The 24,877-nt window shown below is 68.4% G+C and carries 22 protein-coding genes; 13 read left to right on the forward strand and 9 right to left on the reverse strand.

All coding sequences use genetic code 11. From position 1 onward, the window contains the following. The first annotated feature begins 641 nt into the window (after positions 1–641). From AB0C30_RS13570 to AB0C30_RS13585, 4 genes are all read left to right on the forward strand, one after another. A complete protein-coding gene (locus tag AB0C30_RS13570) occupies positions 642–1,391 on the forward strand; it encodes a sulfite exporter TauE/SafE family protein (protein ID WP_357942957.1) in 750 nt (249 codons plus the stop codon). A gap of 179 nt (positions 1,392–1,570) precedes the next feature. Further along, positions 1,571–3,133, forward strand: coding sequence for a cellulase family glycosylhydrolase (locus AB0C30_RS13575; RefSeq protein WP_357942959.1), 1,563 nt, complete (start codon positions 1,571–1,573; stop codon positions 3,131–3,133). A 1,024-nt stretch (positions 3,134–4,157) separates the two neighbouring features. Then, complete coding sequence (locus AB0C30_RS13580) at positions 4,158–5,054, forward strand: tyrosine recombinase XerC (protein ID WP_357942961.1); 897 nt, start codon at positions 4,158–4,160, stop codon at positions 5,052–5,054. 273 nt (positions 5,055–5,327) lie between these two features. Continuing rightward, positions 5,328–5,537: a hypothetical protein gene (locus AB0C30_RS13585; protein WP_357942963.1), complete on the forward strand. Its 210-nt coding sequence runs from the start codon at positions 5,328–5,330 to the stop codon at positions 5,535–5,537. Positions 5,538–7,181: 1,644 nt separating this feature from the next. On the opposite strand, the gene AB0C30_RS13590 is transcribed toward AB0C30_RS13585, so the two are convergent. Then, complete coding sequence (locus tag AB0C30_RS13590) at positions 7,182–8,096, reverse strand: M23 family metallopeptidase (protein WP_357942965.1); 915 nt, start codon at positions 8,094–8,096, stop codon at positions 7,182–7,184. A gap of 519 nt (positions 8,097–8,615) precedes the next feature. On the opposite strand from AB0C30_RS13590, the gene AB0C30_RS13595 reads away from it, so the two are divergent. Then, entirely contained in the window at positions 8,616–9,092 is a 477-nt protein-coding gene (locus AB0C30_RS13595) for a GNAT family protein (RefSeq protein WP_357942967.1), read from the forward strand. 314 nt (positions 9,093–9,406) lie between these two features. Here the strand turns inward: AB0C30_RS13595 and AB0C30_RS13600 are convergent, their stop codons facing one another. Continuing rightward, positions 9,407–10,783 (reverse strand): MFS transporter, encoded by a 1,377-nt coding sequence (locus tag AB0C30_RS13600; RefSeq protein ID WP_357942969.1) that lies wholly within the window; start codon positions 10,781–10,783, stop codon positions 9,407–9,409. A gap of 68 nt (positions 10,784–10,851) precedes the next feature. On the opposite strand from AB0C30_RS13600, the gene AB0C30_RS13605 reads away from it, so the two are divergent. From AB0C30_RS13605 to AB0C30_RS13630, 6 genes are all read left to right on the forward strand, one after another. Beyond that, the gene (locus AB0C30_RS13605; RefSeq protein WP_357942971.1) at positions 10,852–11,460 is read left to right on the forward strand and encodes a winged helix-turn-helix domain-containing protein; all 609 of its coding nucleotides are present in this window, start codon (positions 10,852–10,854) and stop codon (positions 11,458–11,460) included. A 220-nt stretch (positions 11,461–11,680) separates the two neighbouring features. Further along, positions 11,681–12,610: a 30S ribosomal protein S2 gene (rpsB, locus tag AB0C30_RS13610; RefSeq protein WP_357942973.1), complete on the forward strand. Its 930-nt coding sequence runs from the start codon at positions 11,681–11,683 to the stop codon at positions 12,608–12,610. 300 nt (positions 12,611–12,910) lie between these two features. Continuing rightward, positions 12,911–13,744, forward strand: coding sequence for a translation elongation factor Ts (gene tsf, locus AB0C30_RS13615; protein WP_357942975.1), 834 nt, complete (start codon positions 12,911–12,913; stop codon positions 13,742–13,744). 123 nt (positions 13,745–13,867) lie between these two features. Beyond that, positions 13,868–14,566 carry a UMP kinase gene (pyrH, locus tag AB0C30_RS13620; protein WP_225290523.1) on the forward strand — a complete coding sequence of 233 codons (699 nt, stop codon included), beginning with the start codon at positions 13,868–13,870 and terminating at the stop codon, positions 14,564–14,566. A gap of 43 nt (positions 14,567–14,609) precedes the next feature. After that, a complete protein-coding gene (frr, locus tag AB0C30_RS13625) occupies positions 14,610–15,167 on the forward strand; it encodes a ribosome recycling factor (RefSeq protein WP_357942977.1) in 558 nt (185 codons plus the stop codon). Positions 15,168–15,235: 68 nt separating this feature from the next. After that, positions 15,236–16,075: a phosphatidate cytidylyltransferase gene (locus tag AB0C30_RS13630; RefSeq protein ID WP_357942979.1), complete on the forward strand. Its 840-nt coding sequence runs from the start codon at positions 15,236–15,238 to the stop codon at positions 16,073–16,075. A gap of 7 nt (positions 16,076–16,082) precedes the next feature. Here AB0C30_RS13630 and AB0C30_RS13635 read toward each other — a convergent pair whose 3' ends face one another. After that, entirely contained in the window at positions 16,083–17,105 is a 1,023-nt protein-coding gene (locus tag AB0C30_RS13635; RefSeq protein WP_357942981.1) for a suppressor of fused domain protein, read from the reverse strand. 132 nt (positions 17,106–17,237) lie between these two features. On the opposite strand from AB0C30_RS13635, the gene rlmN reads away from it, so the two are divergent. Continuing rightward, positions 17,238–18,338: a 23S rRNA (adenine(2503)-C(2))-methyltransferase RlmN gene (rlmN, locus tag AB0C30_RS13640; RefSeq protein WP_357942983.1), complete on the forward strand. Its 1,101-nt coding sequence runs from the start codon at positions 17,238–17,240 to the stop codon at positions 18,336–18,338. 24 nt (positions 18,339–18,362) lie between these two features. Here the strand turns inward: rlmN and AB0C30_RS13645 are convergent, their stop codons facing one another. The 3 genes from AB0C30_RS13645 to AB0C30_RS13655 form a co-directional block, all read right to left on the reverse strand. After that, complete coding sequence (locus tag AB0C30_RS13645) at positions 18,363–19,064, reverse strand: GDSL-type esterase/lipase family protein (RefSeq protein WP_357942985.1); 702 nt, start codon at positions 19,062–19,064, stop codon at positions 18,363–18,365. Positions 19,065–19,145: 81 nt separating this feature from the next. After that, positions 19,146–19,817, reverse strand: coding sequence for a hypothetical protein (locus AB0C30_RS13650; RefSeq protein WP_357942987.1), 672 nt, complete (start codon positions 19,815–19,817; stop codon positions 19,146–19,148). Next, on the reverse strand, positions 19,814–20,551 hold the full coding sequence (locus AB0C30_RS13655) for an ATP-binding cassette domain-containing protein (protein WP_357942989.1): 738 nt from the start codon (positions 20,549–20,551) through the stop codon (positions 19,814–19,816). Before AB0C30_RS13655 ends, AB0C30_RS13650 begins: the two co-directional genes overlap by 4 nt. A 142-nt stretch (positions 20,552–20,693) precedes the next feature. On the opposite strand from AB0C30_RS13655, the gene AB0C30_RS13660 reads away from it, so the two are divergent. Continuing rightward, on the forward strand, positions 20,694–21,242 hold the full coding sequence (locus AB0C30_RS13660) for a DivIVA domain-containing protein (protein WP_357942991.1): 549 nt from the start codon (positions 20,694–20,696) through the stop codon (positions 21,240–21,242). A gap of 44 nt (positions 21,243–21,286) precedes the next feature. Here the strand turns inward: AB0C30_RS13660 and iolD are convergent, their stop codons facing one another. From iolD to AB0C30_RS13675, 3 genes are read right to left on the reverse strand one after another with little or no spacing between them, the layout of a single operon-like run. Then, a complete protein-coding gene (iolD, locus tag AB0C30_RS13665; RefSeq protein ID WP_357942993.1) occupies positions 21,287–23,143 on the reverse strand; it encodes a 3D-(3,5/4)-trihydroxycyclohexane-1,2-dione acylhydrolase (decyclizing) in 1,857 nt (618 codons plus the stop codon). Continuing rightward, positions 23,140–23,979: a 5-deoxy-glucuronate isomerase gene (gene iolB, locus AB0C30_RS13670; protein ID WP_357942995.1), complete on the reverse strand. Its 840-nt coding sequence runs from the start codon at positions 23,977–23,979 to the stop codon at positions 23,140–23,142. Before iolB ends, iolD begins: the two co-directional genes overlap by 4 nt. Beyond that, positions 23,976–24,872 (reverse strand): deoxyribose-phosphate aldolase, encoded by an 897-nt coding sequence (locus AB0C30_RS13675; protein WP_357943116.1) that lies wholly within the window; start codon positions 24,870–24,872, stop codon positions 23,976–23,978. The genes iolB and AB0C30_RS13675 overlap by 4 nt, the downstream gene beginning before the upstream one ends. Positions 24,873–24,877 lie beyond the last annotated feature (5 nt).

Here is a 24,877-nt window from a genome sequence, read left to right on the forward strand (position 1 = left end):
GGGGCGAAGGGGCGAAGGGGCGAAGGGGCGAAGGGGCGAAGGGGCGAAGGGGCGAAGGGGCGAAGGGGCGAAGGGGCGAAGGGGCGAAGGGGCGAAGGGGCGAAACGCCTACCGATCTGGCCCCTGGGCGACCACCCGTTGTCTTATTTCCCGTATAACCACGCCATTCACGACGGCTCCCGCCGCTTCGCCCGATCTACGAACGCAGCCTCCGATCCGACGTCGTTGCGGCGGCGGCGATTCCGGTGGGGCGGATCAACGGGCCGGTGCTGCTGGTGACCGGAGAGGACGACCAGGTCGGGTCGGCCAAGCGTTTCTCCCGTGAGCCCGAGGCGTGGCGTGGCGTGGCGGGCCGGTCTGCTGACCCAGATGCGGATCGAGGCGGGGGCGGGGGTCACCGGGTCTTGCTACCGGGGGATTAGCTGCCCGGCCGGGCGATCGTCCACGGCGGCGCACCGGAAGCGGACGCGCGCCGCCGCTCGGCGGCCGCGTGGCCTGGCGGCGTTCGGGGCGCTGGTCCTGTACGGCCCTGGGCCACGCATCCGGCAAGGTCGTGATCTCCCTCTGAAACCACGCCCGATCATTCCCATATATTGGACTGATTTGTCTTAGAAAGAGAGATACGCTCTAGAGTTCCGAGCATGGCACCACTTGAGATGGTCGCGGTGCTGGCGGCCGGGATTGCGGGCGGAGCGATCAACACCGTCGTCGGCTCCGGGTCACTGATCACGTTTCCCACGCTGCTGGCCGTCGGCCTGCCGCCGATCACGGCGAACGTCTCCAACAACATCGGCCTGGTCCCCGGCGGCCTCACCGGTGTCATGGGCTACCGGGCCGAGCTGAAGGGTCAGCGGGAGCGGCTGCTCAGGCTGGCGCCGGCCTCCGTCATCGGCTCGCTGGCCGGCGGGCTGCTGCTGCTCACCCTGCCCGAGGGCAGCTTCAACGTGATCGTGAGCGTGCTGATCGCGCTGTCCTGCGCGCTGGTCATCACCCAGCCCAGGCTGAGCCGTCTGCTGTCCGCCCGGCCGGGGCACGCGCACGGCGGGCCGTGGCTGTGGCTGGGCACGCTCGCTGCCGGCGCGTACGGCGGCTATTTCGGCGCGGGCCAGGGCATCCTGCTCATCGGCCTGATGGGCATCATGCTGGACGAGGAGTTGCAGCGCATCAATGCGGCCAAGAACGTGCTCGCCCTGCTGGTCAACTTCACCGCCGCTGTCCTGTACATCCTGGTCGCGGACGTCGACTGGCAGGCCGTGCTGCTGGTGGCGCTGGGTTCGATGATCGGCGGCTTCTTCGGCGCACGCCTGGGCCGCAGGCTGCCCGCGCCGATCCTGCGCGGCGTGATCGTCTGCATCGGCGTCGTCGCGATCGCCAAGCTCCTGACGGCCTGATCAGCCGGAGGGTGGCCGCGGGCATGCACCGGTTGTTCCCCGCTCCAGAGCACTAGTCTGCCCAGTGAAACTTTCAAGCATTCTGCCTGGTCACAGCCATAGAACCCACGGTGCATTGACGAGCGTGAAGACAGCAGCCGAGCATGACGCCGCGTTCTCCCTCTCCGAAAGGCACCCCCATGCACTTGTCCAAGGCGATGACGGCCGCCCTGGCCACGCTGGTGGCCGGAGCGGCAGTCGCTGTCGCGGTGACCACGGCTGCCCCGGCAGGCGCAGCCGGCGGCACGGGCACCGGCTACCTGCACACCAGCGGCAACAAGATCGTTGACAGTACTGGCGCGACCGTGCGCCTGACCGGCCTCAACTGGTTCGGCATGGAGACCGACAACCGGACCTTCCACGGCCTGTGGTCGAGCACTCCCTGGAAGGGCCACCTCGACAAGATGGCCTCGCTGGGCTACAACACGATCCGCGTGCCGTACTCCAACGACGCGCTCAAGTCCGGCGCCACGGCCACCGGCATCAACGACTACGTCAACCCCGACCTGATCGGCCTGTCGCCGCTGCAGATCCTGGACAAGATCATCGCGTACGCGGGCGGCAAGGGCATGCGGATCATCCTCGATCGTCACCGCCCGACCGCCGCGGGCCAGTCCGCGCTCTGGTACGTCTCCGCCACGCCGGAGAGCACCTGGATCAACGACTGGAAGGCGCTGGCCCAGCACTACGCGAACAACCCCACCGTCATCGGCGCCGACCTGCACAACGAGCCGCACGCCGAGGGCACCAACCCCAACGCGACCGGCTCCTGCTGGGGCTGCGGCGACCAGGCCCGCGACTGGCGGCTGGCCGCTGAGCGGGCCGGCAACGCGGTCCTGTCGGTCAACCCCAACTGGCTGATCTTCGTGGAGGGCGTGAGCTGCCCGAGCGGCGGCCTGTCCAACGTGTGGGACGGCGATCCCAGCAACGACGAGGACTGCGGCTGGTGGGGCGGGAACCTGTCGAAGGCGGGCCAGTATCCGGTACGGCTCAACGTGGCCAACCGCCTGGTCTACTCGCCCCACGACTATGCGACCTCGGTCTACCACCAGACCTGGTTCGACGCCCCCGACTACCCCGCCAACCTGCCGGCCATCTGGGACAAGTACTGGGGCTACCTGTACAAGCAGAACATCGCGCCGATCATGATCGGTGAGTTCGGCACCACCTTGGCCGCGAACGTGGACAAGATCTGGCTGCAGGAGCTCCTGAAGTACACGGGTACCGGGGTGAACGGGATGTCGTTCACCTACTGGTCGTGGAACCCGAACTCCGGTGATACCGGGGGCATCCTCAACGACGACTGGACCACCGTCAACCAGGCCAAGCAGGCCATTCTCCAGCCGTACCTGATCCCGCCGACCGGCGGCACCGGGCAGCCCTCCGATACGCCCACGCCCAACCCTCCCGGGCAGTGCACGGTGACGTACAAGCAGACGAACTCCTGGCAGGGCGGCTTCCAGGGCGAGCTGACGGTGAAGAACACCGGCACCGGCACGATCAGCGACTGGACCGCCACCTGGACGTTCCCGTCGGGCGTGACGCTGGTCAACGGCTGGAACGCGGTCGTGACCCAGTCGGGCACGACGTGGACCGCCAAGGGCCCCGACTACGCCAAGAACCTCGCCCCCGGCGCGTCGGTCGCCGTCGGCTTCACCGCCAACGGCCCGGCCGTCCAGCCCACCAACGCCACCTGCTCCTGACCCTTCCTCCACGCCACCTGCTCCTGACCCTTCCCACCGTCCCGAACTCGCGCTCCTTCCCACCGTCACGGGCTCCCCGCTCCTCCCCACTGCCATGGGCGCTCGACTCTTCCCACCGTCAAAGGCTGCTGGCCTTACGACCGTCGCGAGTTCCTGACCCTCCCGCCGTCGCGGGCGGACGCGCTCCCGCCCGCGCCTCCGAACGAGCGCCCGCCTCGCGATCCACGACCGAGCACCGCGGGGCGGGCGCTCGCCTTCCCTCTTCAAGGGGCGGCACCCCAACGGCCCTCCCCCAAGGACGGCGAATTCCAACGCATCCGAGGTCTCTGGCTGGGGCTGCCGGGCGGCCGGCGCAGATTGCACTGACAGCCGCTGGGGGAGCATGGGTTGCTCATCCCTTCACGGGGGAGGCGCTGCCGCGAGCAAGGGATCATCGAGGGTGGGCCCAGCGGGTGTGGGCGCGTGATCGCGATCTGAGCCGCCTCGGGCCAGGGCGGCGGGTCGTGTCTCACCCCAGTGGTGGATCAACGATCTTGTTGTGTGTTTCCTACATGGCGAACAACGAGCGCGCAGAAACTACACCGCTCTGCGGGACGTCATCTTCGACCGACGACCGAGTGCGGTGGACAGGTTTTGCCAGAGGTGGAAACGGTCGGTGACCCGGACCGCTTCTGGCGCGCCGGTGCGAGCGGGCGATCTCGGCTTTCAGCTTGGCTAGATCACTGATCTGCCGGTGGCGTCCCACTGAGTGGTGGATCCACGAACTCGCCGCATGGCTTGGTTTCTACCAGGGAGGATCGGTCCGAGCGACCGAGAAACCACGCCACTCCGCGGGGCGTCATCGATTCGCGACCAACGAGACACCGCCCCATCGGTCGGCTGCTGGTCGTGGACCAATGTGCAAAGGTGAAAGAAACGAGGCGACGGTAGGCCGATATACGGGTACAAGCCCGGCCGTGGGCTGTCGATCGCCTGGTGCGCGTGGCTCCGGCAGCGGTCGGCTTCTGTGGGAGGGGAGGCACTTATGACCGACGGGTGGCTGGGGGCGGATGAGGTGACAGCCGAATTCGGCAGGTACTTGCGGTTTGAAAGAGACCTGTCCCCGCATACCGTGCGTGCTTATCTCTCCGACGTCACGGCCCTGTTCGAGCACCTGGACGGTCAGCTCCACGGTCTTGATATCAGTACGTTGCGCGAATGGCTGGCCGAGCAGCACGCTAACGGCAAGGCGAGGGCGACGCTGGCGCGCAGGACCGCCTGCGTACGTACCTTCACGGCCTACTGCCATCGCAGAGGCTGGTTGCCGGACGACCCCGGCCTGCTGTTGGGCAGTGCCAAGGCTCCCCGTCCGTTGCCTGCCGTACTCGATCTGGAGCAGGCTCAGGCCACCCTTGAAGTGCCGTCGGACGGAGAGCCCAAGGAATTGCGGGATCAGGCCATCCTGGAGCTGCTTTACGCCACAGGGGTGCGGGTGAGTGAGCTGTGCGCGCTGGACGTCGACGATGTCGATCGGGATCGGCACGTCATCAGGGTGCTCGGCAAGGGCCGTAAGGAACGGTCGGTGCCGTTCGGGTTGCCCGCGCTCCGTGCTTTGGACAGGTGGTGCGTCCACGGACGCCCCCGGTGGATCCGCGCCGGCTCGGGGGTGGCGGTGTTTCTTGGGGTACGAGGCGGGCGGATCGACGCGGGTACGGTGCGCCGGGTGGTGCACGCTCGCTTGCGTGAGGTCGAGGGAGCACCGGACATGGGCCCGCACGGGCTGCGACACACCGCGGCGACGCACCTGCTTGAAGGCGGCGCCGACCTGCGCAGCGTCCAGGAGCTTCTCGGACACGCATCGCTGCACACCACCCAGATCTACACGCATGTCTCGATCGAGCGCCTCCGCACGGCATACCGCCAGGCACACCCCAGGGCGTGACTGGACATCTGTTCGGGGCCCAGTGGGGGATTGGTTCGGGTCCTATCGCGGGAGCTTCGGCAAGACCGAGGTAGACACAGCTCAGGCCCCTCTCCGGGATCAAGGATGAGGGGCCTGAGTCCTTCCGGGAGCCAACGGGGGAGCCACTACCCAGCTTGGTCGCCGTTGCCGAAGACAGCATCCATGGTCTCAGCGCCATGGACGATGACCGGTCTGATCTGGTGTCGATAGACAGTTTGCGTGGTGGGCGTCGAGTGCCCGACGAGATCGGCGATGCGTTCCACCGAGACGTCCCCATCGCTCAAGATCGAGACGAAAGAGTGGCGGAGCTCTCGTACCTTCAAGGCGGCCCAAGGAGCCGCACGCGCCGCCGTCACGGCGCACGCCACCACCTCCCGCTGCGCTCCCGGCGGCGACGCGCAGAACGCCGGACGGCTGGCGCGGACGAGTGGAAGGGGCCGCCAGGCGACAGTACAGACCTGACCACACAGGGGGCGCACTTCTCGGTTCACGTGGACGAGCCAGCCAGCGCACGCGTGCGCGGTCACGGGGCCGGCCTCACTGCATGCCTCCGGCGGGGGCGCTCCGGCTCCGGGATGTCGATCGCACGCACGTGCGGGTTGTGGGGTGGCTGGTGGGGTCCATCCCGCCTGCCATCGACCCAGGCAAGCCCAGCAGACCGCCTCCTCCGCCGCAAGCCCGGCTGTAACCGTTGGCGGCCAATGAACGTGGAAGCTGCCCACGCTGAGGGACACGTCAAGCCGGGCTTGCACCTCCGTCGTCGGCCCGCTGCCGCTCCGCGGTGGGTCAACGGCAGGATGGACAGAAGAATGCGTGGTCGGCTCGGCTCCTCAGCTGATATTTCGGCCTGAGGATTAGTTTGCGTCGCGTAGATGCTGTTCCCATGCATCTATAAGATCCAGTCGGCGTCCAGGTGCACTTTCCCAGCCACACCTACAAGCCACCCGAGATTCTCCGTTGGAATCAGTCCACCGAGTCGCATCGCTCTCATCGTGCTCGAAATATGCACGCGCCTTGCGCAGGTGCTTTTGCCAAGCGTCTGCGGGCTCTCCCCAGTATGCCTTCTTTTGCCAGCCGCAAGAGCACCCAACGGTTGGAGATGACATGCTGTCGTCACCCAATATAAATTCGTGATCCAGCCAAGGCATGCAGCCCCCCTTCATCTCCGCACTAATACCCGTTAAGTCGCGCAGCTTGTATTGATTTCTGAATTTTTGACTTTTCGTAAGTCTCTGGGAGGGGGCATTTTGCGGACGGTTTAGACCCGCCGGCTGAAAGGTAGCCTGCTCGTTGCGAGCGCTCCTCGCGTGAGTGACTGTCATCGCGCTGCTGCGCCCTCGACAGCACAGTGGTTCAACTGCTGGCAGGACTCTATGCCCTGGCCGTCGGACACGCCCAAGCTGGAGAGGCGTGATTGGCTGAGAGCCCGAAGGGAGCCAGAATGGGAGCCACACAGCGTGAACGGGCGCGAACGGGTCTGGGCTCGATTGACCGGCCTAACCACGCACCTGAACTCGCGTGGACTCATCAAAACCCTGAACTCCTGGTTCGAGTCCAATAGCGGACTGAGTTCCGGGTTCAGCGGGGGCTTGGTTCCCTGGTTCGAGAGAGGGAGATGGTGTCCCGCCCAGTGGCGGAACAACGATCTCGTTGTGCCTTTCCTACGTGGGCGAACAGGGCCGAGGGGGTGAGAAACTTCACCGCGTTGCGGGACGTCAGCTCGAGAGGGCTGGGTTTCGGGTCCTGCGGGATTCGGGTTTCCAGTCCAGCGGGGTTGTTGCTGGGGCTGGGTCCGGCCGGGGGACGAAATTGTGGGGTTCGGCGGGGTGGACCTAGTGCGCGCTGGCGTATGACCGACTTCGCTCGGTGAGATTTGGCGGGTTCGTCGGACCGACTGGCCGCATGACCGTGTCAGCTGGGGTCCCGTGTGGCAAGGCCTGGATGACGTCCCGCGGAGCGGTGTCGCTTCTCGGCTCCTCGGCTCCTCGGCCCTGTGAGTCCCCGGTAGAAGTCCTATAGCGAGATCGTGGATCCACCACTCAGTGGGACGCTGCCTCACAGAGGCTGGCAGCAGCCATCAGCCATCAGGCAGGCGGGCGCCCTGGGTTATCGCTTGATGGGCCTGGCTCTGCGTCGGCGCTTTCGTGGGGGTCGATTTCGCTGCTGTTTGCGGTGTTGACCTCGTGTGGTGCGCGGGTGCTGCGTGCGCGTACTTCGATGGCGGCGGATCAGGGTCATCAGCAGTAATGCGCTGAACAGCGTGCCCACGCTGATGATTGAGATGGCGGGTGTCGAGGCGGAACGTGCCGCGAAGCGGAAGGCGGGATTGGCGTCGGGAGGCCAGGAGGGTTCGTTCGAAACGGTGGGGCCGGGCGCAGGGGTGCGACCTGGCTGAGGTGGCGATGTCAGCGGTCGGGTAGTTGCCGTTGTTGCCGTAGAGGGAGTCATGTCGGCGGATGCCGGGTGGAGGTGTTCGGTGCTTGAGGGTGGTGGCTGCGTCCAGAGGGCGGCGGTGTCCAGGGCGTCCAGGTTCCAGTAAGGGAGGAGGCGGATGTGGGCTTGTCCGAGGAGGAGCAAGGGGTCCAGGTAGTGGGAGCCGCGCAGGAGGCCCCAGTGAAGACAGGATTCTCGGCAGTGGCCAGTTGGCCGTTCGATGACTCCCAGGCGGGTGCCGGGCGTTACGCGCTGGTGCCGGCGTACTGATGCGTTGACCGGCAGATACGTCGTGCGTAGGCCGTCCGTGTGCTCGATGGTGACCACACCCCGGCCCGCGAGGGGGCCAGCGAAGCGGACGATGCCTGGGCCTGCGGCTACGACAGGGGTGCTGGGTGGGGCGCCGAGGTCGATGCCCCGGTGGCCCGACAGCCACGGCTCGGGTGGGGGTGCGAACTGGCGGAGGACTCTGGGGTGTCCGCCCAGTGGCCATCGCCAGGTGGGGCGGTCGGCAGCGGCGGCGGGGCTTGCGAGTGCCAAGGAGATCAGGGGGATGGCTAGGGCGAGGAGGGCGGCCAGAAGCGTCACCGGGTATGACGGCGCTCCTCGCTGAAGGTGCTTTGTTGGCGGGGGATGGGTTGACCTGCCGCCTTCGGAGGGGCGTGGGCGGATTGTGGGGGTTTCGTGGTTGAAGGGGTGGTGGTGAGTTGTGGGCTTTGGTGGGCGAAGAGGTGCGTGGGTTTGAGGCCGAAGAGGCGTGGAGCTGTGGGGCCGAAGAGGTGCGGGGATTCGGGGCTGGAGTGGCTGTTGGGAGTGTCAGGGCGGGAGTGAAGCGGATGGTTGCGATGCCGTGATGGAGGGGTGGGGTGGGAGCGATGCCGTGATGGAGGGGCGGGGTGGAAGTGATGCGGTGATTGAGGGGCGGAGTTGGAAGAGGTAAGAGGTGGCGGACAGCAGGGGGTGGGATGGATGGGCATGCGGTGAGTTTGCGGGAAAGGTGGGGGCGGTCGGAGGGGCGAACGTAATTCTGTGGAAAAGGAGGGTGCGGGTCGGTAAGCCTGTGGATTACTGCTGCCATCGTGGCGCAGGCGGGGTTGGGGAGGCGGCATGGTTGAGCTGCGTGGGTCCCGGGTGATACTGCGGGACGTCGTACGGGATGACGAGGCGCGGCTGCGGGAGATCGCGGGGACGCCGGAGGTGGCCAAGTGGTGGGGGCCGGTCGATGAGTTCGACGACATGCTCGCCATTACGGTCGGCGGCGAGGTGATCGGGGCCATCCAGTACGAGGAGGTCGAGGATCCGATGTATCGCAGCTCGGGGATCGACATCTTTCTCGGACCGCGGTGGCACGGACGCGGGTTCGGGCAGGAAGCCGTTCGTACGTTGGCGCGATGGTTAATCGAGGAGCGGGGGCATCACCGGCTGACCATCGATCCTGCGGCGCACAACACGGTGGCCATCAATGCCTACGAGCGGGTGGGGTTCAAGCGGGTGGGGATTATGCGGGCCTATGAGCGGAATCCGGTGACTGGAGAGTTTCACGATGGGTTGCTTATGGACCTACTGGCGGACGAGTTGATCTAGCCAAACGAGGGGCCGCGTCTGGCTGGGTGAAGGATTGTGTTTGAGGGCCTGTGCTCGAAGGGTTGGTGGCTGAGGCCGGGGTGTAGTTGCCTGAGCCGTATGTCACGGATGGCGACGCTGGATGCTCCACGCTGCGGTGTTCGCAGAGCTGGGCCGTCAGGTTGATGTTCGGTCGCCATGGTGCGTGGTGCGGATGGTGGACGTTGGTCGCCATGGTGCGTGGTGCGGATGGTGGACGTTGGTCGCCATGGTGCGTCGGTTCGATGGGGAACGTCAGTGGGTGGCGGTGAACGAGGCGTTCTCGTCTGGAAGGGTCAGGACTTCGAGGGCTCTGGTGAGGGCTGGGCCGATGCCGGGTCAGTGGGGTCCGCGAAGCGACGGCGGCGGCCAGGGCGCAGGGGAGAGGCCCAGATCCAGATCGTACTGAGTGCGATGCCGACCGCTGAGACGACAATGACGGGACGCAGGCCTGCGAACTCGGCCAGCGCGCCACCCGCGAGGCCGCCCAGAGCCATGACACCCTGTACGGCGAACGTCATGGTGGCATTGACGCGGCCACGGAGTTCGGGGGCGGTTTCGCGCAGGACGATCGCGCCCATGCAGGTCGCGAACGCGACTACGACGCCACCTGTGACGACGCCGGTGAGCGTGAGCAGAGCCAGCTTCCACCAGAGGGGTCCGCTGAGCAGCCCCACTGCCAGTATTTCGATCGGGAAGAAGAGTACGGAGGCGAGGAGCACGCGGTTCTCGCCGTAGCGTTTGGCGGCGCGGGTGGTGATCCAGGCGCCGATGAGCCCGCCGACGCCGCCGAGGGCGATGAGGGCGCCGATGAGGCCCCTGGGGATGCCGAGGGTGTTCACCATGTACAGCATGTAGACGGCCGTGTAGGCCAGGGCGAAGAAGTTGATGGTGACGCCCGCGCCGAGGAGGGCACGGAGTACGGGATGGGTGGCGCTGACGCGGAGCCCTTCGGTCACGTCTCGCCACATGCCTCGGGAGGGGGCCGGCTCGTTCTTCTCCGGGGTACGGATCGAGCGCAGCAGCAGTGCCGAGGCCAGGAACGACAGCGCCTCCGTGAACACCGCCAGCGGGGCCGTCAGCAGTTGTACGAGGAGCCCGGCCAGGCCGGGGCCGCCGACGGAAGCCACTGAGTAGGAGGCGTGGAAGCCGGCCATGGCCTCCGTTCGCTGTTCGGGGGAGACGATCGCGGCCACGTGCGGGAAGTTCGCGGCCCTGAAGAGCACGCCCGCTGAGCCGATGACCAGGGCGACGACGATGAGCCAGAAGGCGTTGAGCACGCCCAGGAGCCAGGCCACAGGGACCGTCAGTGCGGCGGCGCAGGAGACGAGTTCGCAGGCGATCATGAGGGGGCGGTGGCGCGAGAGGCGGTCGGCGATCGCGCCCGACTGGAGGCCGAGGAGCAGGGCGGGGAGTGAGGCCGCCCCAGTGAGCAGGCCCATTTCCATGGGGGAGGCGGCGAGCAGGGTGACCGCGGTCAGCGGCACGGCCAGCTTGGACACCTCGGAGCCGGTTATGGAGATGGTGCGAGCGGTCCAGAGCAGTCGATAGTCGCGCTGTTTGAGGAGCGGGGTGAGGTCTGGCGCCGGTGGGGCGTCCCCAGGTGAGGCCGGCGCGCCTCCGGGTGCGATCGGATCGCGAGTTGGCGCCGATTTGTGAAGGGAATGCTTCATAACTATGAAAGTAACCCTTCAGGGTTATGAAGGCAATGCTTCACATCACTTCCGGGTACCTTGGTGCCATGACGCGGGAGAGCCTCAGTGACCCCAAGGCGATGCGGGCCCTGGCGCACCCGGCCCGGCTGGCGATCCTGAACCGGCTGGGTGTCGACGGCAGCGCCACCGCCACCGAGGTCGCCGAGGTCGCCGGCATCACTCCGAGCGCCGCCAGTTACCACCTGCGCATGCTGGCCAAGTACGGGTTCGTGGAAGATGCGCCGCCGCGCGGCGACGGGCGGGAGCGGGTCTGGAAGCCGACGAGTACGCCCCTGTCGGTCGGCGTGCAGCCCGGCGATCAGCCGGAGGTGCGTGAGGCCAAGCACCTGCTGATCCAGGCGTTTCGCAAGGAAGCGGACGAGGAGGCCCGGCGGGCGCTGGAGAACATCGACCAGGAGCCCGAGGAGTGGCGCGAGGCGACCCGCTTCAGCCGCCTGATGCTGCGGCTCGACGCCGAGGAGATGGCGCGGCTCAATGTCGAGGTCGAGAAGCTGTTCGAGCCGTACCTGGCGCGCCATCGCGATGAGCGGGCGGCGCCTCCCGGTGCCAGGATCGCCGAGGCCCAGGTCAATCTCTTCCCGCATGTGCGGAGGGCGGCGCCGGGGCTGCCCACGGAGGACCACGACGCGGGCTGACCCGAGGCGGTCAGGCCGGGGCGGCGTGGGAGGTAGACTTTTGGGTGGCCTGCGCATCACAGGCCGACTTCGCATGCCCCATCGCGGACCGCCCCATCGGTCCGAGCCACGGCTCGGCTGGAGCGGGTTCGGGGCATCAGGGCGACAGCCACTGGGCTGTCGCGGCACAACCGAGAACCGCGCCCGCCCGCACGGGCGCCCAGACCTGGAGGACCATCACATGGCCCCCGTCGTCACCATGCGACAGCTGCTCGAGAGCGGCGTTCACTTCGGGCACCAGACCCGCCGCTGGAACCCGAAGATGAAGCGCTTCATCTTCACCGAGCGCAACGGCATCTACATCATCGACCTGCAGAAGTCGCTGTCGTTCATCGACCGTGCCTACGACTTCGTCAAGGAGACGGTCGCCCACGGCGGCACGATCCTGTTCATCGGCACCAAGAAGCAGGCGCAGGAGGCCATCTCCGAGCAGGCGGCTCGCGTCGGCATGCCGTACGTCAACCAGCGCTGGCTGGGTGGCATGCTCACCAACTTCTCCACCGTGCACAAGAGGCTTCAGCGTCTGAAGGAGCTCGAGGAGCTCGACTTCGACAACGTCGCCGCCTCGGGGCTCACCAAGAAGGAGCTCCTCATGCGCCGGCGTGAGAAGGACAAGCTCGAGCGCACGCTCGGCGGCATCCGTGACATGGGCCGCGTGCCCAGCGCGGTGTGGATCGTCGACACCAAGAAGGAGCACATCGCGATCAGCGAGGCCAAGAAGCTTGGCATCCCTGTCGTCGCGATCCTCGACACCAACTGCGACCCCGACGAGGTCGACTACCCGATCCCCGGCAACGACGACGCCATCCGCGCCGTCGGCCTGCTGACCAGGGTCGTCGCCGACGGTGTCGCGGCCGGTCTGATGGCTCGCTCGGGCGCCGCCCGCGGTGACGAGAAGCCCGCTGCCGCCGAGCCGCTGGCCGAGTGGGAGCGCGAGCTCATCGAGCAGGGCGCCGCCGAGCAGGCCGCCCCTGAGCCGGCCGCCGAGGCCGCCGCTCCCGAGGCTGAGGCCGTCGCTCCCGAGGCTGAGGCCGCTGCCCCTGAGGCTGAGGTCGCGGCTGAGGTCGCTCCGGCCGCCGCCGAGGGCGAGACCGAGCAGCAGCAGGCCTGACCGCTCACACCTCGGGTGAACACCGAGGTGGCGAGCAGTCGCCTACCCAGCCCGGCTCCGTGGAGTGACCCGCACGCGAGGCCGAGCGGAAATCGCAGACGCTGAGCCCGGCGGCGGGGGGTCGAGACCCCCGCCGCCGGGCAAGGCCGGAAGAGCCGGGCAGGCCGCGAAGGCAGGGCTGCTCACCAGGTAAGACGCTGAGCTCCTGTACGGCAGCCGCCGGCCGTTCGAACCATAGGGTGGGTGCCGGAAGGTCGGCGCCCACCCGATCCACGACGAAATCCCACAAGGAAAAAAGCAATGGCTTCCGTGAACATGGCCGACGTCAAGCGGCTTCGCGAGATCACCGCGGCCGGAATGATGTCTTGCAAGAAGGCGCTCGAAGAGGCTGACGGCGACATCGACCGCGCCATCGAGCTGCTGCGCCTCAAGGGCGCCAAGGACGTGGGCAAGCGCGAGGCGCGCACCGCCTCCAACGGCCTGGTCGCGCTCAAGCAGGACGGCGACTCCGCCGCGGCGCTGCTGGAGCTCAACTGCGAGACCGACTTCGTGGCCAAGGGCGAGCGCTTCCAGGAGCTGGCCGGTCAGGTCGTCGCGCACATCCTGGCCACCAAGCCGGCCGACGTGGCGACGCTGCTCGAGTCCTCGCTCGACGGCAAGACCGTCAAGGAACTCCTTGACGAGGCCAACGTCGCGCTGGGCGAGAAGATCGAGATCCGCCGGTTCGCGGTGCTGGAGGGCGGCTACATCGGCGCCTACATGCACCGTACCGACCCGGCGCTGCCGCCGGCCGTCGGCGTGCTGGTCCAGCTCGACAAGCCGAACTCCGAGGTCGCCAAGGACATCGCGCAGCACGCCGCCGCGATGGCCCCTCAGTACCTCAACGCCGCCGCCGTGCCCGCCGACGTCGTCGACAAGGAGCGCAAGCTCTTCGAGGAGATGACGCGCGAGGAGGGCAAGCCCGAGGCCGCCATCGGCAAGATCGTCGAGGGTCGCGTCAACGGCTGGTACAAGGACTTCACCCTGCTCCAGCAGGCGTTCGTCAAGGACAACAAGAAGACTGTCGGCAAGTACGCCGAGGAGAACGGTGCCGAGGTGCTGGCCTTCGTTCGCTTCAAAGTCGGCCAGGCTTAGGCTTGAACGAAATTCCAGCCCATCGAACCGCCTAAGAGGGAGGCCGCCGCCGTGCAGGAGAACCAGGAGCCAGCTACGTCGGCGGCTTCTTCGTATCAGAACCCGCTCCGGTGGAAGCGGGTCATGCTGAAGCTGTCAGGTGAGGCGTTCGCCGGTGGCGACCCGCTGGGGATCGACCCGCTGGTGGTCGACCACCTGGCCGACTCGATCGCCGAGGCCGTACGCGAGGGTGTGCAGGTGTCGGTGGTGGTCGGCGGCGGCAACATGTTCCGCGGCGCGGCGCTGTCCGAGCAGGGCATCGACCGCGCCCGCGCCGACTACATGGGGATGCTGGGCACCGTCATCAACTGTCTCGCGCTGCAGGACTTCCTGGAGCGGCGCGGCGTCGAGACCCGCGTGCAGACCGCCATCACCATGCAGCAGGTCGCCGAGCCGTTCCTGCCGCGCCGCGCGATCAGGCACCTGGAGAAGGGGCGCGTGGTCATCTTCGGCGCCGGGCTCGGCTCGCCGTTCTTCTCCACCGACACCGCGGCGTCCCAGCGCGCCCTGGAGATCGGCGCCGAGGCGCTGCTCAAGGGCACTCAGGTGGACGGGGTCTACGACTCCGATCCACGGAAGAATCCCGACGCGGTCAGGTTCGACCACCTCGACTACGGCGAGGTGCTGATCCGCGACCTCCAGGTCATGGACGCCACCGCGATCAGCCTGTGCAAGGACAACGACCTCCCGATCGTCGTCTTCGACCTGATGGGCGAGGGCAACATCCTGCGAGCGGTCCGCGGTGAGAAAATCGGCACGCTGGTGAGTCCCGCAGGCAAATGAGGGAGCGCGCCCGACATCGCCAGCCAGAAGACAGGGAGCCGCTGTGATCGACGAAACCCTCCTCGAAGCCGAGGAAAAGATGGACAAGGCCGTTACGGTCGCGAAGGAGGACTTCGCGGGCATCCGGACGGGCCGGGTAACCCCTTCGATGTTCAACAAGATCAATGCCGAGTACTACGGCACGCCGACCCCGATCCAGCAGTTGGCCTCGTTCCATGTGCCCGAGGCCCGCATGGTGATCATCCAGCCCTACGACAAGGGTTCGATGGCCGCGATCGAGAAGGCGATCCGTGAGTCCGACCTGGGCGTCAACCCCGGCAACGACGGGGCGGTGATCCGCGTGTCGTTCCCCGAGCTGTCGGAGGACCGGCGCAAGGAGTACATCAAGGTCGCCAGGAACAAGGGCGAGCACGCCAAGGTGTCCGTGCGCAACATCCGCCGCTCCGCCAAAGAGATCCTCGACAAGATGATCAAGGACGGGGAGGCGGGCGAGGACGAGGTCCGCCGCGCGGAGAAGGAGCTCGACGACATCACCCAGAAGCACGTCGCCAAGATCGACGAGCTGCTCAAGCACAAGGAAACCGAGCTGCTCGAGGTCTGAGCGGCGCGCCGCACGGCCCTCGCCCGGTGGCGGGGGCCGTGGCTCATGGAAGACCCAGGAAGAGATCTGTGGACGAAAGTACGGCTGGCACCAGCCCGAGCGGCGGCAGCCGTACCGGACGGAACCTTCCTGCCGCCATAGCGGTGGGCTTGGGGTTGGGCGCGCTCGTCATCGGCACGCTCTACACCGTCAAAGAACTCTTTCTCCTGGTGCTGGCGGGAGCCGTGGGCGTCGGGGTCATGGAGCTGATCCAGGCGTTCGGGAGCCGCGGCATCAAGGTGCCGGCCGTGCCCCTGCTCGGTGGCATGGTCGCGATGTTCGCCGGTGCCTACTGGGGCGGGCCTGTCTGGCTGCTCGGCGCGTTCGTGGTGGTCGTCTTCGTCCTGCTGATCTGGCGGATGTTCAGTGACGGCACCGACGGCTACGTACGCGACACGACCGCTTCGGTGTTCATCCTGGTCTATCCGCCGCTGCTGGCCGGGTTCGCGGCGTTGCTGCTGGCGCCTGGTGACGGCCGTGATCGGGTGGTCATCTTCATCGCGGTGACCGTGGCCAGCGACATCGGCGGCTACATCGCGGGCGTGCTGTTCGGCAAGCACCAGATGACCGTCATCAGCCCGAAGAAGACCTGGGAGGGGATGGCCGGGTCCATCATCGCGTGCGTGGCGGTGGGCGCCTGGCTGGTGAGCTGGCTCATGGACGGGCAGCTCTGGCAGGGCGCCCTGATCGGCGCGCTCGTGGCGGTGCTGGCGACCGTCGGTGACCTGATCGAGTCGATCATCAAGCGGGATCTCGGCATCAAGGACCTGGGCACGCTCCTGCCGGGCCACGGCGGTCTCATGGACCGGCTCGACTCGCTGGTGACCACGCTGGTGCCGGTCTGGCTGCTGATGACGCTGTTCTTCTGACGTGTCGCTAGTGGCGGTGTTCTTCCATCGCCTCGATGGTGATCGGCTGGAGCCAGAGCCAGCGGACGGCTTCACCGCCGAAGGCGAATCCTGATAAATCCGGCATGGCGGGTGGGTCGGCGACCATCATGACCCCCGCGTACTGCGGGCCCAGCGGGAACGTGGCCGGCTCGTGATACCACTTGGCGGTATGCCCGTGCCCTAGCCACGTGACCGAGTGCCACGGATACTGCGACAGCCACACCAGCAGCAGCGCCGCCTCACGCGGATCCTCACGGGTGGCCACGGCCAGCTCGATTCTGGCGTACGCGCCCGGCCGGTCGATCCACTGCTCGACGGTGGGCATCCGCTGGCAGCTCATCCCGACCGTGGAGAGCACCGTGAACCCCCGGCGCCCGTACGGCGGCCGCTCGGTGACGCCGACAGTCGGCAGCCGCTCCCCGCTCACGTCCCAGTAGCGCCCGGCCGGCCCGAGCCCCCGTTCCAGATGCCCCATGACGAACTCCTGGAACGACGCCCAGGACCCCTCCAGATGCCGCCAGCGCCAGTAGGACCTGGCGTTGGAGATGCGCGGCCGCAGCCCGTCGAGCGCCTCGGACAGCGCCCAGGCGAACGGCGTCTCACCCACGGCGTCACGGGCGTAGCCGGGCATGCCCCTGCTCATGTCGGCCCACCCGGGGATGACCGCCAGCAGGTCCTCGTCCTCATAGACCGCGACCCCGTCGCCCTCCTCGAACCACAGCGCCGTCAGCTGCCCGAGCGGCCGGCGCCCGGCCGGGTGCGTGGTGTTGGGCCGGGGCATGAGCGGCGGCAACCCGGAGTTGAGCCTGGCCAGATCGACCACCTCGGGCGCGGGACGGTGGTTGGCCAGCCACACGGCGCCGTGCACGGCACCGTCAGGCGAGCACAGGTAAGCTACCGAGGCGTCCTCGTCCCGCTCGACCACGAGCGTTCGGCTGCCGTACGGGTTGCCGGCGGTGAGGACGACCTCGGTCTGCCCCTCGCCAGAAGCCGACCGGAAAATCGCCATACGAAATGCACTCTAGATCGGCCCATACCCTCATGCGAGAGCTTCCGCCACCCGGAGCTCCCTCATGGAATGACACCTGGGAGCCGAACGTTCACTAACCTGGTCGGTAACCACCCAAGCAAAGGCAGGAACGTGTCCCAGCAGCCAGGCCAGCTCACCTTCGTCGCGCCGCGCAGGGCCAAGCCGGCTCGGCACCTGGCGGACCTGTCCATGCCCGACCGCCGCGCGGCGGTGACGGAGCTCGGCGAGAAGGCCTTCCGCGCCGACCAGCTGTCCCGGCACTATTTCGAGCGCCTGAACGCCGACGTGCACGCGATGACCGATCTGCCCGCGGCGGCCCGCGACAAGCTGTCGGTGCTGCTGCCGTCGCTGCTCACCCCCGTCAAGGAGCAGACCACCGACGCCGGCACCACCCGCAAGACGCTGTGGCGCCTGTTCGACGGCGCGCTGGTCGAGTCGGTGCTGATGCGCTATCCCGACCGGGTGACGATGTGCGTGTCGTCACAGGCCGGCTGCGGCATGAACTGCCCGTTCTGCGCCACGGGCCAGGCCGGGCTGACCCGCAACATGTCCACCGCCGAGATCGTCGAGCAGGTGGTCTCCGGCGCACGCGCGCTGGCCGCGGGCGACGTGCCCGGCGGCACAGGGCGGGTGAGCAACGTGGTCTTCATGGGCATGGGCGAGCCGCTGGCCAACTACAAGCAGGTCATCGGGGCCGTACGCCGGATGGTGGAGCCCGCCCCGCACGGCCTCGGCATCTCGGCGCGCGGCGTCACGGTCTCCACGGTCGGCCTGGTGCCCGCCATCGGCAAGCTCGCCGACGAGGGCCTGCCGGTCACGCTCGCCCTGTCCCTGCACGCACCCGACGACGAGCTGCGCGACACGCTGGTGCCGATCAACACGCGCTGGAAGGTGTCGGAGGTCCTCGACGCCGCCTGGGCGTACGCGGCCAAGACCAAGCGGCGGATCTCGATCGAGTACGCGCTGATCAAGGACATCAACGACCAGGAGTGGCGGGCCGACCTGCTCGGCAAGCTGGTACGCAACAAGCTGGTGCACGTCAACCTGATCCCGCTCAACCCGACGCCCGGCTCCAAGTGGACCGCCTCCCGGCCGGAGGACGAGCGGGCGTTCGTGCGGCGGCTCGAATACCACGGTGTGCCGGTGACCGTCCGCGACACCCGCGGCCGCGAGATCGACGGCGCCTGCGGCCAGCTCGCCGCCGCCGAATAGCCCCGGGAAGAGCTCTAGGAAGGCTCAGGAAGAGCGCACGACGCCCTCGATCAGGTCCGCGATCATCCCGGCGCCGCGGCTGTTCAGGTGGACGGTGTCCGTGGTCAGCAGCAGGCCGCGGCTCTTGGCGATCGAGTCGAAGCCGCGCCCGAGAAAGAAGTGCTGCATCGCGGCGGTGGGCGCCAGCAGGCTGTCCGCCCGGTAGTGGACGCGCGGCTTGCGCTCCGCCTTCTCCAGGTGCGCCACCATCTGCTCGTTGAGCGGGAGATACTGCACGAACTGCTCGGCCGCCACCTTACGTACGATCTCCCCGAACTCCGACGTCCGCCGCAGCGCCTCCGAGTCGAGGTCCTCGCCGAGCACCGGCGGCGAGATCAGCGCGATGCGGGCCCGAGTCTCGTCCTTGAGCCGGGTGGCGATGGCGGAGAGGTTCGCCGCGTAGCCGTCGGGGCTGATGTCCTCGCTCAGCTTCCACCGGTCGCGCAGCTTGCGGGCGGTGCTCTCGCCCAGCGTGGCGGTGGCGTCGTTGGTGCCGATGAGCACGGTGACCACGTCGGGATCCTGGTCGACGACCTCGGAGAGCCGGTCCAGCACATGGGCGGAGACGTCGTAGTTGACGCCCGCGTTGATCACAGTGGTGCCCGGCAGCCTGGACTCCAGCATTTTCACGTAGTTCGCGCTGACCTGACCACGCGTGATGCTGTCGCCGACACAGATCACTTTCATGACGCCTGACTCCTCATAGGTGGGTGAGTGCTCACTAACCTAGTGGCTAAAGGAGGCAGACGCGACGTACTTGTCGGGTTTTCAGGGTCGGGTACGGCGCAGCCAGGCGTAACAGCCCAGGCCGAGCAGGCACCACGCCAGCGAGATGGTCGCGAGCTCAGGCAGCCGGGCGGTCAGCTCGGCGGAGTTCGCGGATTTCATCCAGGTGATGACCGGGACCGTCAGCCAGTACAGGGGCGAGGCGCTGAGCATCAGCATGGCCAGGAAGCCCAGCAGCAGCGACATGATGGAGATCGCGGGGGAGCGCAGGATCGCCCGGCTGGTGAGGGCGCCGAGCGTGACCCCGGCGAGCGTCGCGAGGCCGTACAACGTCAGGACCGCGGCAAACTCCTCGGGCGCCGGGACCGTGCTGACGCCCAGTGCCAGGCCCCAGCCAAGGGCCAGCGCGATGAGCACCAGGGACGTCGCGAAGGCCGCCAGCAGGCCCGCGCTCAGCTCGCGCAGCCGGCCGCCCACGCTGATCGCCGACATGGCGCGCTGCTGATCCGGCTCGGTGTCGAGCACGCTCCTGCTGGACCAGGCCAGGATCGGGATCACCAGCACCGCGGCGTCCGTGAGGACCTCGGTCTCGGCGCCCTTGGGCGCGCGGCTGCCGTAGAGGATGGCGACCAGCGCGAGCATGAGCAGGAGCGCCTGGAAAATGCGGTGGGACCGGATGTAGGCCGCGACCCGGAAGACAGTCAAGGCGATCATCGCTGCTCCTCGGTGACGTCGGCGACGTTCGTAACGTTGGCGTCGGTGACTTCCGCGACGTGGCCGACCTCTGCGACGGATGTGGCGACGGACACGTCTTGGACCCGGTAGCCCTCGTCACGCATCCTGGCCACGAACGACCGGACCTCGTCCACCGGCAGATCCACCCGCACGGTCGCCCGCTGCCCCGCCGTACCCTCCTTGACCAGGCCGTCCACCACCGTCCAGTGCCGGATGGAGGGAAGGTGACGCAGGCCGCCCTGGTGGTCACTGGCGACCACGATGGCGCCGCCCTCGGAGAGCTCCGTGACGATGGACGGCAGCACCTCGCGGGTGTCGGCGTCGAGCCCCGCGAACGGCTCGTCCAGGATGAGCAGGCCGGGCCCGCACATCAGGGCCTGGGTCAGCCCGACCTTGTGGGCGCTGCCCTTCGATAACTCGCCCAGCCGCAGGCCGAGCAGGTGAGCCATGCCGAGGCGTTCCGCCCAGGGCTCCCATCGGGCGCCGCCGCGTATCCGGGACATGTGGCGCAGGTAGCCGGAGACCGTGAAGGGCTGCTCGAGCGGGAAGCGGTCCGGGGCGAAGCCGACCACCGCCGGGCGGTCGGTGATGGTGCCCGACGACGGCTTGGTGAGCCCGGCCAGCAGGCGGAGCAGTGTGGACTTGCCCGCACCGTTGACGCCGGCGACCTCGATCACGTCACCGGGATCAAGGTGCGCGTCCACGTCCTTCATGACAGAAGGATCACGTCTTCGATAACGGAAAGAGACCTTGGTCAATCTCATGGTCCAGTAACGGTATATCTCAGTTCGCATTGTCAGGATAAAGAGCCCCACAATATGAGCAGGCCCCCAGCACACCGCAGAAGGAGTGAGCTTGAACCGCTTTCCACGCGTCATGGGTATGCGTTCAGGCTACGACCCGGTCGAGGTCGACGCCCTGATCGGGCGCATCGAGGCCACACTGGGCAGGGGGCCGCGCGACATCGAGCAGGTCACGGCCGACGACGTACGCAGGGCGACGTTCCGGGCCAGGCGCGGCGGTTATCAGGAGACCGCGGTGGACTTCGCGCTGGAGGCGTTCGTGGTGGCGCTGGAGACGCGGGCCAAGAGTCCCGTACGGCTGGCCATGGCCGAGCCGACCGGTGAGATGCTGCGCGAGGAGTGGTTCGAGACGCAGGCGGCGCGGGTGGAGCGGGTGGCCTTCCGGCCCGGGCGGATGGGCACGGGCTACAACGAGGACGAGGTCGACGCCTTCCTGGACCGGATCGTGGCCACGCTGCGCGGCACCACCGACTATCCGGTGACGGCCAAGGACGTCCGCGAGGCGAAGTTCTCGACCGTGCTGCTGCGGCCCGGCTACCTGATCGCGGACGTCGACTCGTTCCTGGCGGGCATCGCCGACGTCCTGAAGCAGCGCGCCTGAAGCAGCGCGCCTGAAGCAGCGCGCCTGAAGCAGCGCCCCTTCTGTCAGGTGGGCGTGATGTGCGGCTTCTGGGCGCTCTTCTCGGACTCGTACGAAGCGCGCACCATAGGGCCTTCCGGCGCGGTCGAGAGCTCGGCGACCGGGACGTCCCACCACGCCTCCGACGACGGACTGTCGATCATGGGGTCGGCGCGGACATAGATCACGGTCGTCTCCTCGGCGGCGCGGGCCGCCTCCAGAGCCTTGCGGAAGTCGGTCAGCGTGTCGGGCCGCAGCACGGTGGCGCCGAGGCTGGCGGCGTTGGCGGCCAGGTCCACCGGCAGGCCGTCGCCGTCGTAGCGGCCGGTGCCCCGGTAGGCGTAGGAGGTGCCGAGCCGCTGGGCGCCGACGCTCTCCGAGAGGCGGCCGATCGAGGCGAAGCCGGAGTTGTCCACCAGCACCACGATCAGCTTGATGCCCTCGGAGACGGCCGTGACGATTTCCTGGGCCATCATCAGGTAGGACCCGTCGCCCACCATGACGAACACCTCGCGGTTGGGGACGGCCATCTTGATGCCCAGCCCGCCGGCGATCTCGTAGCCCATGCAGGAGTAGCCGTACTCCACGTGATAGCTGCCAGGGCCGCTCGGCCGCCACAGCTTGTGCAGGTCGCCGGGCATGGAGCCGGCCGCGCAGACCACCACGCCGTCGTCGCCGGCCGCGGCGTTGACCGCGCCGATCACGGCCGACTGTGGCATCGGCCGGCCGTCCAGCGCGTACGCCTCGTCCACCACCGCGTCCCAGGCGGCCGACAGCTCGGCGGCGCGCGAGCGGTAGGACTCCGTGGTGCTCCAGCCCGCGCAGGCCCCGGTCAGCTCGGTCAGGCCCTCGCGGGCGTCGGCCACGAGCTGGAGTCCCGACAGCTTGGCCGCGTCGAAGCCGGTGATGTTCAGGTTGACGAACCGGGCCTCAGCCGAGAAGAGCGTGCGGGAGGCCGTGGTGAAGTCGCTGTAGCGGGTGCCGACGCCGATGATCAGATCGGCCTCGCGGGCCAGCGCGTTGGCCGCGGTGGTGCCGGTCGCGCCGACCGCGCCCATCGCGAGCGGGTGCCCGTACGGCAGCGCGCCCTTGCCCGCCTGCGTCTCGGCGACCGGGATGCCGTACGCCTCGGCGAAGGCCCGCAGCTCGGCCGTGGCCTCGCTGTAGATCACCCCGCCGCCGGCGATGATCAGCGGCCGGCTGGCCGACTTGATCAGCTCGGCCGCCCGCGTCAGGGCCGCCCGCTCGGGGCGTGGTCGCGGCACGTGCCAGAGGCGGCGCTCGAACAGCTCCTCCGGCCAGTCGTAGGCCTCGGCCTGGACGTCCTGCGGCAGCGCCAGCGTCACCGCGCCCGTCTCGGCCGGGTCGGTGAGGACGCGCATGGCGGCCAGCAGCGCCGATGGCAGCTGCTCGGGCCGGTTGATCCGGTCCCAGAAGCGCGACACCGGCTTGAAGCAGTCGTTGACCGAGATGTCGTACGAGCGGGCGTCTTCGAGCTCCTGGAGCACCGGATTGGCGACCCGGGTGGAGAACACGTCGCCGGGCAGCAGCAGCACGGGCAGCCGGTTGATCGTCGCGCCCGCCGCGCCGGTGATCATGTTGGTCGCGCCGGGGCCGATCGAGGTGGTGCAGGCCAGGGTGGACAGCCGGTTGGCGGCCCGCGCGTAGGCGGCGGCCGCGTGCACCATGGCCTGTTCGTTGCGGCTGAGGCGGTAGGGCAGGTCCTCGGTCGAGGTGGCCAGCGCCTGGCCGAGCCCGGCCACGTTGCCGTGGCCGAAGATGCCGAAGCAGCCGCCGAACAGCCGGTGCTCGACGCCGTCGCGCTCGCTCCTCTGGTGGGACAGGAAGCGCACCACAGCCTGCGCCACGGTCAAACGGGTCATGAAGTCCTCCCGAACGGCAGTCTCGCATCGATGGCCTGGCCGTCCCAGGAAGAACGGATCCAGGCGTGCCGGGGGTCGTCGCAGAACGCCATCGACCGCTCGTCGGCGGGACCGGCCAGGACGTTCAGGTAGTAGAGGTCGTAGCCGGGCGCGGCCATCGACGGTCCGTGGTAGCCATAGGGCACCAGCACCACGTCACCGGAGGAGACCTCGGCCAGCGTGTCGATCTGGCCCCGCTCGGAGGAGTAGACGCGCTGGTAGCCCAGGCCGCCGTCGGCCACCTCGAAGTAGTAGATCTCCTCCAGCACGGCCTCGCCCTCGTTGGGGGTGTCGTGCTTGTGCGGGGGATAGGACGACCAGTTGCCGCCCGGCGTGAGCACCTCCACGGCCACGAGCTTGTCGCACTCGAAGACGCCGGGGGCGCAGAAGTTGTTCACCTGGCGGCTGGCCCGGCCCGCGCCCCGGATCTCGACCGGCACCTCCGAGGCCGGAACGTACCGCGGTGCCAACCGCCGGGTCGCCCGAGCGGAGGGGAACGCGATGCGGCCCGTCCCCTCCACCGTCACATCCGTAGAAATCGGGATATAGGCGAAATCAGAAGGCCCGGCGAAGACCGACGTGCGGCCTGTCAGCTCGAACCGCTCGGCGCCGCACGTCACCGTGCACGAGCCCGACAGCGGCAGGACGAGCATCTCCTCCTCCCCGGTCGAGAAAGAGACCGGGGCGCCGCCGAGGTCGGCCACGCGTAGCCCTGAGTAGGTCCAACCGGCCAACGCGGGCGTGATCTCCACCGACCACGACCCGCCGGCGGCCTTGCCGTACGGAAGGTATGTCATGAGCGCACCTCTCGAACCAGCGCGGCCGCGCCGTCCACCGCGGCGGCCACGTCGTCGTCCGGAGGGTAGAGCAGCGCGCGGCCGATGACGAGCCCGCGCACCCCCGGCAGGCGCAGCGCGCGGTCCCAGTCGGCGTAGGCGGCGTCGATGTCGGGCGGGTCGCCGCCGAGCAGCAGCGCGGGCAGCGTGGTGGCGGCCATGACGCGCTCCATCTCGGCGACCGCGGGGATCTTCAGCCAGGTGTAGGCGGAGGTCGTGCCGAGTGCCTGGGCCACGCTGATCGACCGGATGACCGCCTCGGGCGACAGGTCGTTGCGCAGGACGCCCGCCTCCGTACGCGCCGCCCAGAACGGCTCGACCATCGCCAGCAGCCGCCGGCGGGCCAGGTCGCTGACCGCGTGGGCGCATGATTCGAGCGTGGTGACCGTGGCGTGGTCGGCCGGGTCGATGCGGCAGAGCATCTTGCCGCCGTCGAGGCGCATCGCGTCGATGGCGGCCGCGTCGAAACCGGTGAACCGGTCGTCCAGCTCGAACACCGAGCCCTGCAGGCCGCCCCGGTTCATTGAGCCGAAGGCCAGCTTCTCCTCCAGCGCGCCGAGCAGCAGCAGGTCCTCCAGCACGTCGGGGGAGGCCAGGATGCCGGCCACGCCGGGCCTGGCCAGCGCCGTCTGGAGCCGGTCGAGCAGGTCGGGGCGGCTGGCCATGGCCAGCGGCCGGTCGCGGACGCCGAGCGACCCGCGCGCCGGATGGTCGGCCGCGATGATCAGCAGGCGCTCGCCCTCACCTGGCAGCCCCCGGCGCTGCCGCCGGGCGGCGGCGCGCTCGATCTCCTCCGGCCTGGTGGCCCGGATGTGGGTCAGGTGGTCGTAGCGGGCGGTTCTGGGCAGCGTCATGTCGC

Origin of the sequence: Nonomuraea sp. NPDC048901 (genome assembly GCF_040649695.1) — a bacterium.
GTDB lineage: Bacteria > Actinomycetota > Actinomycetes > Streptosporangiales > Streptosporangiaceae > Nonomuraea.